The sequence below is a fragment of the Sandarakinorhabdus sp. genome (genome assembly GCF_031430775.1).
Taxonomy (GTDB): Bacteria; Pseudomonadota; Alphaproteobacteria; order Sphingomonadales; family Sphingomonadaceae; genus Sandarakinorhabdus.
The window spans coordinates 1-5,211 of sequence record NZ_JANPCD010000015.1; the positions used below are offsets into that span (position 1 = coordinate 1).

6 protein-coding genes and 1 riboswitch are annotated in these 5,211 nt (G+C 63.8%); of the genes, 1 reads left to right on the forward strand and 5 read right to left on the reverse strand.

The features are described from left to right. Positions 1–1,350 (reverse strand): TonB-dependent receptor domain-containing protein (locus RMQ73_RS00680; RefSeq protein ID WP_310496035.1); only part of this gene is annotated, 1,350 nt, incomplete at its 3' end. 141 nt (positions 1,351–1,491) lie between these two features. Next, positions 1,492–1,694, reverse strand: a riboswitch (cobalamin riboswitch). A gap of 84 nt (positions 1,695–1,778) precedes the next feature. Here RMQ73_RS00680 and rpmE point away from each other — a divergent pair. Continuing rightward, positions 1,779–2,012: a 50S ribosomal protein L31 gene (gene rpmE / locus RMQ73_RS00685; RefSeq protein ID WP_310496036.1), complete on the forward strand. Its 234-nt coding sequence runs from the start codon at positions 1,779–1,781 to the stop codon at positions 2,010–2,012. Positions 2,013–2,157: 145 nt separating this feature from the next. Here rpmE and RMQ73_RS00690 read toward each other — a convergent pair whose 3' ends face one another. The 4 genes from RMQ73_RS00690 to RMQ73_RS00705 all read right to left on the reverse strand — a co-directional run. Then, a complete protein-coding gene (locus RMQ73_RS00690) occupies positions 2,158–3,735 on the reverse strand; it encodes an AMP-binding protein (RefSeq protein ID WP_310496037.1) in 1,578 nt (525 codons plus the stop codon). Between the two features lie 111 nt (positions 3,736–3,846). Further along, positions 3,847–4,056: a DUF4170 domain-containing protein gene (locus RMQ73_RS00695; protein WP_310496038.1), complete on the reverse strand. Its 210-nt coding sequence runs from the start codon at positions 4,054–4,056 to the stop codon at positions 3,847–3,849. A 41-nt stretch (positions 4,057–4,097) separates the two neighbouring features. Next, positions 4,098–4,589, reverse strand: a complete 492-nt coding sequence (locus RMQ73_RS00700; protein WP_310496039.1) for a gamma carbonic anhydrase family protein — start codon at positions 4,587–4,589, stop codon at positions 4,098–4,100. 68 nt (positions 4,590–4,657) lie between these two features. After that, on the reverse strand, positions 4,658–5,211 hold a 554-nt coding region (locus RMQ73_RS00705), incomplete at its 5' end, for an ABC transporter substrate-binding protein (RefSeq protein ID WP_310496040.1).

A 5,211-nucleotide genomic window follows, 5' to 3' on the forward strand; every position in this document is an offset into this window, starting at 1 on the left:
GTCCCAGCTGCGGCTGCGTTCGGGCACCAGATCGGGGTTGCCGATGAACGATCCGGGGAAAAAGCCGAACAATTCGAAGAACGTCGGGTCGGCAATGCCCGTGCCATAGCTGGCATGAACATTGAAACCGCCGCCCGGTCGCACCACGGCATCGGCCCGCACCGTTGTGGCGTCGGCGAAGCGGTCGTTCAGGTCGCGCCGCACGGCCACGCCGCCCGACAGCCAATCGGCAGCCGTCAGGCGATATTCCCCCACCAGGCTGGTCTGCACCCGGCGCCGGCTCTGGTTGGATTGCGCCAGCGGATTGGCATCGGTGCTGGTAAAACGTTCGCGTTCATGATCGACCGCCAGCGTCAGCCGGTGGCTGATGGTGCCGGTGTCCAGCCGCCCGCTGCTCTGGAAGCGAAACAGGTCGCGGCCGCCGTCGCTGCGGTTCTGGAACGCCGGCCCATTGCGGTTGATGTTGGCGGCGTTGGTATGCGTATAGCTTGCGGTCTGCGTCCAGGCGCCGTCCAGCAGCGACAGGTCGGCGGCAGCGCGCACCGCAACCTGCCGCGTGCGCGTCGCCAGCGGGCGGTCCACCGGCACGCCGGCGCCGAAATTGAAACCGTCAAAGCGCGATTCGCTGCTGGTGAAACGGCTGACGACGCTGAGGGTCAGATTGTCGGTCGGGGCGGCGGAGACGCGCCCGTGCAGGGTGACATTCTCATAGCCGTCCCGATCGCCGCCGCCGCCGCCAACGCCGGCAATATCGTACCCGCTGCTCGACATCGCGCTGGCCTGGCCGCTGACGCTGATGCCGCCGGTTTCGAAGCCGCCGCCGATGCCGCCGCGCACCGTGCCAAGGCTGCCGCCCTGCGCTTCGCCGTACAGACCGGTATCGCGCCGCGTCGAAATGTTGATGACCCCGCCAATGGCCTGGCTGCCCCACAATGCCGATTGCGGGCCGCGCAGCACTTCGATGCGCTCGACACCCTGCGCCAGCAAGGTTTCATAGCGGAATTCGCCCGACGATGACGGGTCGTTGACTTCGATACCGTCGATGAAGGTGATGGAATGATTGGCCTCGGCGCCCCGGATGCGGATCTGGGTCTGGGCACCCATCGGCCCCGTTTGGCTGACCGAGACGGATGGCACCAGCGTGAGGTAATCCTTGATCATCGGCAGCGACAGCGCCTCGATCTGGCCGCGATCGATGATGGTCAATGTGGTGCCGAAATCGCTGGCGGGCGCCGGTTCGCGGCTGGCAGTGACGGTGACAATATCGGCTTGGCCGGCAACATCGGCATCGGCCGGCAGCGCAGGGGTGATGGTAGAGGCTTGGGCAGCAAGAATGAATACAGCCAACATGGCATGTCCTTTCGTTGGCCCGATGGCATGGCCATGGGCGGGCGGGGGCGTTCAGCCGCCGCAAACGAAAGGGCACAGGCCCTTGGCGTTTCATGCACCGCTGGACCCGGCAGGCATGGGACGACCTCGGGCAGCCATGGCTATGGCCGCCCAAGAGATGGCAGGTTTCCTGGCTTGCGGCTCAAGCGTCCCGGCATCGCCTTCCCGGTTGCCCGGTGGCATGTGATGCACGAACTCGCCGCTTACAGTTGCGGGCACAGCGCCGGACTTGAGGCTTCCCCCGTACCGGCTTCCCTATTATCCTCGCCCATCACCGGCGAAGCACCATCCAGCGGTGTGGGTAGGCCAGTTGCCTTTTGCCCGTCAAGCCGCTAATGCGCGCCCTTCACAGGCTGGTTGGAACCAGTCGCAGTCCAGGAATTTGCATCATGAAGCCCGGCATTCACCCCGAATATCACGTCATCACCGTCAAGATGACCGATGGTACGTTGTACCAGACCCGCACGACCTGGGGCAAAGAGGGCGACACGATGAACCTCGAAATCGATCCGACCAGCCACCCGGCATGGGTCGGCGGCGCCGGCAAGATGCTGGATGCCGGCGGCCAGGTGGCACGCTTCAACAAGCGTTTCTCGGGCTTTGGCCTCTCCAAGAAAGACTGATGACGGCGCCGGTTTGGCGCGGTTCTTGCCGTTTTTCGCCTGTCCTACAGTATGAAAAATCGGTATAAGTCGAATTGAAACAATAACATGCCGGAGTGCTCATGCATTCCGGCATGTTTGTTATTATACAAGTGTACAATAGGCACTAGAATCCTGCCATCGTCTTGGCCGTGGCATAGTCCGCCTTGCCATTGGGTGCGCGCGGCACCTTGGCCACGATCACCACCTGCTTGGGTGTCTTGTAGCCTGCCAGATGCTGGCGCACATGGGCGCGCAGCGTCTCGGGGTCCACGGCGTCATGCACCTCGACGACAGCGGTCACCACCTGTCCCCATTTGTCATCGGCCACACCGAACACCAGCGCGTCATCGACGGCTGGGTGGGTCTTGAGCATTTCCTCGACCTCCTCGGGAAAGACCTTTTCGCCGGCGGTGTTGATGCACTGGCTGCCACGTCCCAGCAGCGTGAAGGTGCCATCCTCCTCGATGATCGCCCAATCGCCGGGGATGGAATAACGCGCGCCATCGATCTCCACGAACGTTGCCGCCGATTTGACCGGGTCTTTCCAATAGCCGCGCGGGATGAGGCCGCCGCGCGCAATGCGGCCCATGGTGCCGGGCGGTACCGGCTTCATGTCCTCGCCGATAATCAATGTGTTGCCATCGGCCATGAAGCGCGTCGCGGCGCCGGCATTGTCGGCGGTCTGCGCCGATGCGCCCAGGCCCAGCCCTTCGGATGACCCCAGCGAATCGACGATCATCATCGTCGGCGCATGACCAAGAAGCCCGGCCTTGATCTCGGGTGACCACATGGTGCCACTGGAGATCATGACGTTCAGGCTGGCGATGCTGCCATGCCCGGCATTCAACGCCCCCAGCAGCGGCCGCGCAAAGGCATCGCCGACAATGACGGCGTAATCACAGGCATGGCGCTGGCAGGCAATGACCGCCTGCGCCGGATCGAAATTATGGCCGGGCAGGGTGACGACAGTGCCGCCGCGCAAGATGGTGTTGATGGCAATGACCAGGCCGGTGCCGTGCATCAACGGCGGCAGCACCAGGCTGCGCAACCGGCCAAGGCCGGCCCGAACATTGCCGGCATGGTCGGCCAGTGTTTCCGGTGGTGGCCCGCCCGTCACCGTCGCGCCGCCGCCCATCAGCGACCACAGCGCCGACTGGTCCCACATCACGCCCTTGGGCAGGCCGGTGGTGCCGCCGGTATACAGGAACAGCATGTCCATCGGGTCGTGCGCTTGCGGCGCCAGCACATGCCCGGCGCTGGCAACCGCTTCGAAATCCTGCGCATGCGGGGCGGTGTCGCCGCCGACCTGCAAGATCAGCTTCACATTCAGGCGGGCACGGATGCTGGCGATAAGCTCGGCAAATTCCGCATCATGGACCAGCACGGTCGCATCGCTGTTTTCGAGGATGTAGAACAATTCCTCGCCGGTATAACGGTAGTTGACGTTGACATGCACAAGCCGCGCCCGAAACGCAGCACCCAGCGTTTCCATCCATGCCGGGCCATTGCGCATCAGCAGCGCGACCCGGTCTCCCGGCACTGCACCGCCAGCCAGGAACCCCGCCGCCAGGCTTTGGGTGCGGGCAGCATAATCGCCCCAGGTGGTAATCTGGTCGCCGTGGATCAGTGCTGGCAGCGAAGGGTCTGCCGCGCCAGCGGTTGCTTCGAAGACTGCACCAAAGCTCATCTGGTCCGGCATCATGTTCACTCCCCGGCACGCATCCTATTGTGCGGGGAGAAAAGCGAAAGCCTGACGTTAGGGGCAGTCCCGGCCCGCGCCGCAGGCGCTCAGTCCGAACCGCGCCGGAGGCGTTCAGTCCGGCTGAAGCAAGCGGTGCAGATGCACCACGACATATTTCATCGTCGCATCATCGACAGTGGCCTGCGCCTTGGCCCGCCACGCGGCTTCGGCGCTGGCATAGTCCGGAAAAATGCCCACGACATCCAGCGCGTCAGGGTGGGAGAAATCGGTTGTCTGCGGGTCGCTGACACGACCGCCGAACACAAGATGAAGTTTGCTCATGGCGCGGCCTTTACCGCCCGCAGCGCGGCATTACCAGCGTGTCAGCTATATTCCGCCTGCAACCGCTTCATCATGTCCCCGAACCATGTTTCGAACTCCGGCCCATCCCAGGCCCGGTGCTCGCCGCGTTTGTAGGCCGCGCCGTTCAGCCGGTAAAACTCGGCGTTGATGCGGTTGGGCAGGCGGTTGTCACGGGTCGCGATGACCTTGGCCGGGCTGCCGACGACGATGGAATTGGGCGGCACTATGGTGCCGTCCTTCACATAGGCGTGCTGGCCGACGATGGACCCGGCACCAATGAAGGCGCCATTGTAGATGGTGGCATTGATGCCGATCAGGCAGTGATCCTCGATGGTGCAGCCATGCAGCGTCGCATGGTGGGTAATCGAACAATAGGCACCGATCCTGACCGGTTTGCCGGGGTCGGTGTGGATCATCACGAAGTCCTGCACATTGGCCGCTTCGCCGATTTCCACAAACGCGGTCTCGCTGCGGACAACGGCGTTGCACCAGACGGAGGCACCGTCCGCCACGCTCACATGCCCGTAAAGCTGGGCGGAGGGGTGGACAAAGGCGGTGTCGGCGATGGTCAGGCGGCTGGTCAGGTCGGGCTCCTCTTGCCATTCGAAGTCTTGAGGAAATTCACCAGCGCGTCAAACCCGTTCTTTTTGGCATAGGCGGCAAAATCGGCCTCCTGAGTCAGCGTCAGGTTGATGTTCGATACCACCAGATTGTTGACCATCAGCTTGCCGGCGGGCGTGCGCTTGACTTGCCAGATGGCGTCCACCGGCTGGGCGCCGGGCCGGGTCACGCGGGTATGCACCTCGGTAAACGGCCCGCGCCCGATGGTGCGGACGACCTTCACCACAGCCTGATCATAATCATACAGCCGGTCGGCATAGGCGCCCAGGATGAATTCCGGCAGCGCGGCCTGATAGGCGGAATATTGCGCCGGCGTGATTTTTTCCTCGATACGGATGCGGCGGATCAGCCGGTCACCGATATCGGCCAGCGCCACATTGCTTTGCAGCAGTGCACGGAACCGGGCGCGCGATGCCGCCTTGGTCAGCGATTTGTCACGCAGCGTCGCAAAGCCCTCACCGACCATGGTTTCGATGAGCCCGCGCGCGGCCGGGTCGCCGGGGCTGGCGGCGG

Bases quoted from the DNA above. Each gene is read 5' to 3' on its own strand.
- rpmE (WP_310496036.1), top strand. From the start codon at position 1,779: ATGAAGCCCGGCATTCACCCCGAATATCACGTCATCACCGTCAAGATG.
- RMQ73_RS00695 (WP_310496038.1), bottom strand. From the start codon at position 4,056: ATGAGCAAACTTCATCTTGTGTTCGGCGGTCGTGTCAGCGACCCGCAG.
- RMQ73_RS00690 (WP_310496037.1), bottom strand. From the start codon at position 3,735: ATGATGCCGGACCAGATGAGCTTTGGTGCAGTCTTCGAAGCAACCGCT.